This is a genomic window from Pseudarthrobacter sp. R1, assembly GCF_024494415.1.
GTDB lineage: Bacteria > Actinomycetota > Actinomycetes > Actinomycetales > Micrococcaceae > Arthrobacter.
Window position 1 is genome coordinate 1 of record NZ_JAMKFI010000051.1, and the last position, 4,152, is coordinate 4,152.

Sequence of the window (4,152 nt, forward strand, 5' to 3'; positions counted from 1 at the left end):
TTAAAGCACGGGAGTGGAAGTGGATGCGAGAACTCCCGCCTCCGGAAGAATTCGGCGTTTCCGCAGGTCAGAACCGATCTTACATTCCTTCATGATCAAGGGCGCGTCATCTCGATTTGATCCGCTACGACCGAAAGCTATAGGTTTCCTGCATCTAATGCATGTTTCCATGGTTTAGGGGTTGTAGTGAGTGGTGCCGCCGTTCCGGGTTTTGTCCCGAGGATGCTGGTGGATCCGGACGTTGGGCTGTTCAGGGCCGACGAGCGTGTTTTCACGGCCATGCTGGATGGCTGGCGGGCACAGATGCTGGCTCGTGGGCTCACGACGCAGACGATCAAACAGCGCTGCCAACTGCTGGAACGGTTCCAAAGGTTCACGGGTGAGTTCCCGTGGCATTGGCGTCCGGCGGACGTTGAGGATTTCTTGGCGGGACTGCGTTCCGGCGAAAAGCCGATCAGTTTGAAGACACTGCGCTCGTACAGCAACGCCGTGTCGATGTTCTGCTCCTACCTGACGCATCCTGGCTATGGATGGGGTGAGTTCTGCGAACGCACTTTCGGCGATATTCCGAGCCAGATCTGCTTTGAGTGGAACATGCCCAGGCATACGACCGATGACGCGGTGCCGGCGCAAAAAAGGTCATTCACCAAGGGTGAACTGCAACAGCTTTTCGATCACATCGACGATCTCATCGACCGCGAGTACGAGGCTGGAAGCAAACGGTGGCTGCCCCTGTTCCGCGACTCAGTGGCCTTCAAGGTTTGTTATGCCTATGGGCTTCGCCGGCGCGAGATGACCATGCTGGACCTGGAGGACTTAGGCCCGAACCCTCACGTGACTGAGTATGGCCGCTTCGGCGCCATCCAGGTGCGGTTTGCCAAAGGCACGGCAGGTTCAGGGCCCAGGCGGCGCACTGTTCTGACCGTGCCGGAATTCGACTGGGTCGTGGACCAGCTCCGCACATGGACATCAGGAGGGATGCGGGCGCGGTTCCCGACAGCGGACCGGTCATCGGCGATGTGGCCGAGTGAGCGGGGCGCCCGGATGTCGCTTGGTTCGTTCGGGGATGCCTTCGCAGCTGCCCGCGACGCCGTTGGATTGCCCAAGGAACTGGGGCTGCACTGCCTCAGGCACTCCTACGTGACCCACTTGATCGAAGCCGGCTACGACCCGGCATTTGTGCAGACACAGGTTGGCCACTCCTACGCCTCGACCACTGGCCTCTACACATCGGTATCGTCGGACTTCAAGCAGAAAACCGTGCAGCAGATGATTGCACGTCGCATCGCGAACCTGGAGGACCCAGATGCCTGAACAGCGCCGGATTGGCTACCGCTGGAACCTGCGAGCCTTGATGGCCAAGCGAAACCTCTGGAAGACCACAGAACTAATGCCACTTTTGAAGTCCCGCGGCATCAATCTCTCCGAGAGCCAGGTCTACCGGCTGGTCACGGCCACCCCGGAACGGATCCCGGCCCGGACGTTCGCGGCACTTTGCGACATTCTGGACTGCACCCCGAACGACCTCTTTGAACCATTCGTTGAGATGCGTGCCGCGGCGACGGCCAACGCCCCGCAGCGCAGCGAAGACCTGGGAATCCAACCGGGAAACCCGATAGCCAGACGCGTCCGCCTCGTCGCTCCCGAGGACGGTGAGTAGGCCACGCAAAGCAGAGGACCCCATCCGCTGGCCGGTCCCCTGCAACCGATGCGGCCAACACCACCAAACAGTCGCGCGATGGCCCGACGGCGGAGTCTGCGGCTACTGCTACCAACAGGCAAAACGCACCCGCGGACTCTGCGCCTGCGGCCACGAAGGCGTCCTGCCAGGGATTATCGATGAGCAGCCGGCATGCCGCCGCTGTTCGGGCGTTCGGCTCAACGTCGACTGCGTGGGCTGCGGAGCAGAGGATGAACTCTACAGCGGTGGACGCTGCTGGACCTGCGTCCTCGGCGATGTCGTAGATGACCTGCTTACCAACCAGGCCACCGGTTCAATGGCCAACGAACTCATCCCACTGGCAGCTGCGCTGAAGTCGATGAAACGGGCCAACAGCGGCCTGACCTGGATCCAGCAAAAGCACGTCGCAGCCTTTCTCCGAAACCTCGCCGGCGCGCCAGACATCACCCACGAAACCTTCGACGGGTTGCCCGACTCACGGACCCGTGAATACGTTCGCGGTCTCCTCATAGAGCACGGTGTTCTGCCCCGGCGTGACGAATTCCGCACGCGCTACGAGAACTGGTCTGCAGCTGCCGTTGACCGGACCATAGATCCTCAGAATCGCGACATCGTCCGCCGCTACGTCCGCTGGCATCACCTGCGGCGGATGAACCAGATGGACGAAGTCACCCGCGGCGCCTTCCTCCGGGCCAAGCAGCAAGTAACCGTGGCCATCGATCTGCTCAACTGGCTCACCGGCCACGGCACCAGTCTGACCGAACTAAGCCAGGCTCATCTCGACCTATGGCAGGCAGAAGGACCGACAACCAGGAGGATCGCTGAGCACTTCCTGAAATGGGCCATCAAGACCAAAGCTGCCCCGGCGGGACTGACCATCGTCACGCACCGCCGCGGCACCAGCCCCAAGCTCGACAAAGCTGGACAAGATGAAGCCCTCGGGCGCGTGCTCCAAGCCAAAGGATATATCGAAGCGCGCGATCAGGCCGCCGCGGTCCTCATCCTCGTATTTGGTCAGCAGGCGGAACGCATCGCCGAATTGACGTGGGAAAACGTGACGGTTACCGATGAACTCGTCACTGTCCGGCTCGGGTCGATAAAGATCGCCCTACCGAGCCCGTTGGACGAGCCTTGGCGGCAACTGGCCATGAACCCAAGCCATGGCCTCACAGCCGCTCACCCCAACAGCAAATGGGTCTTCACAGGACAGTTCCCGGGAAAGCACATCAATCCGGGCTACTTAACCCAACGCCTCACACGGCTCTTCAGCACCCGCGCGGCACGGTTGGGAACCCTCCACGAACTCACCAAACTCGCACCCGTCGCCATCATCGCCGAGACGCTCGGCTACTCCCCCATAACCATCGAACGCCACGCCACGGACTCGGCCGCCGCCTACGGTCGCTACATCGCGGCCGTGAGGACATGAACAACTAAAAGGCCAGAAGTGTGGGCTGCAGACTTACCCGCTGAACTAGCCTTTGAAACCAAGGCCAGGTGCATGACCTAAGGCCGAAATCAGCAGCGAGATGGGAAACATGAATAACGGTGAGCAGGTCGGAGAACTTGTGGTTACCGAACCCTGGACAGGGCAATCGGCAAGGCTCTTTGAAGAGGGCCGCGCCCACCGGCTAGTGCTGAATTATGCACTCGGGTTCAACGAACCGACACTCGACTTTCTCCACGGGCTACCGATCCGCGAACTCGAAATCATCGACCGGCGCCTGAACACCCTTGAGCCCATTTATTCGCTTGCTCCTACGTTGGAATCCCTGCAGCTGACCACCCATCCTGATCTGACAATCCAGCTCACCGAGTTCCCCAAGCTCCGCGATCTAGGGGCGTCCTGGGCTCAGGTCAGGGACACCATAGGTCAGACCTCCGGGCTTGAAGACTTATTCTTGCTCGCCTACATGCCCGACAATCTCGAACCGCTGTCCTCACACTCCGGTCTTCAAAACCTTCGAATGAAGGATCGTCCCAAAGTGAAGTCTCTGGCTGGCTTATCCCAATTACCCAGGCTTCAGCGACTTGGAATCTACCTAGCCAGCCGGCTGGACGACATCTCTGAACTCCGGGGCCGCTCCGAAATCCGGGAGGTTGAGCTGGTTTCCTGCAAGAAACTGACGAGGATTGACGACCTCGCAGATTGCACGGGACTACGTCGACTCAACATCGCGGAGAGCGGTGACATCGAGTCGTTGAAGCCATTGGCCGGACTAAACCTGCTCGAAGAGCTTTACCTCGACGGAACCACGAAGATCTTGGATCGCGACCTGACTCCCATCAAAGGTCTGAGACGGCTCAGAAGCTTCGCGATGATGAATCGCCGCGGCTATGAACCGTCAGTGAAGGACGTCAAACGACTGATCCAGGGACTCACCTGATATCCGCTAGAACTCAAGCCCGGGCGCGGAACTCGGCTGGGCCTGCTTCTACTCCCGTGCCATGAATAACCGTGTATGCCAGTT

Annotated in this window: 4 protein-coding genes; all 4 read left to right on the top strand. The window is 60.0% G+C overall.

The window, feature by feature from the left end:
* Positions 1 to 222: 222 nt before the first annotated feature.
* Positions 223 to 1,314 carry a tyrosine-type recombinase/integrase gene (locus tag M8J71_RS22995; RefSeq protein WP_256250186.1) on the top strand — a complete coding sequence of 364 codons (1,092 nt, stop codon included), beginning with the start codon at positions 223 to 225 and terminating at the stop codon, positions 1,312 to 1,314.
* Entirely contained in the window at positions 1,307 to 1,660 is a 354-nt protein-coding gene (locus M8J71_RS23000) for a helix-turn-helix domain-containing protein (RefSeq protein ID WP_256250183.1), read from the top strand. The genes M8J71_RS22995 and M8J71_RS23000 overlap by 8 nt, the downstream gene beginning before the upstream one ends.
* Before the next feature lie 232 nt (positions 1,661 to 1,892).
* Complete coding sequence (locus tag M8J71_RS23005; RefSeq protein ID WP_256250184.1) at positions 1,893 to 3,110, top strand: Fis family transcriptional regulator; 1,218 nt, start codon at positions 1,893 to 1,895, stop codon at positions 3,108 to 3,110.
* A gap of 109 nt (positions 3,111 to 3,219) precedes the next feature.
* Entirely contained in the window at positions 3,220 to 4,068 is an 849-nt protein-coding gene (locus tag M8J71_RS23010; RefSeq protein ID WP_256250185.1) for a hypothetical protein, read from the top strand.
* The last annotated feature ends 84 nt before the right edge of the window (positions 4,069 to 4,152 follow it).

Excerpts from the sequence above, each read along its gene's own strand:
- M8J71_RS23010 (WP_256250185.1), top strand. The coding sequence starts at position 3,220 with ATGAATAACGGTGAGCAGGTCGGAGAACTTGTGGTTACCGAACCCTGG.
- M8J71_RS23000 (WP_256250183.1), top strand. The coding sequence starts at position 1,307 with ATGCCTGAACAGCGCCGGATTGGCTACCGCTGGAACCTGCGAGCCTTG.
- M8J71_RS22995 (WP_256250186.1), top strand. The coding sequence starts at position 223 with ATGCTGGTGGATCCGGACGTTGGGCTGTTCAGGGCCGACGAGCGTGTT.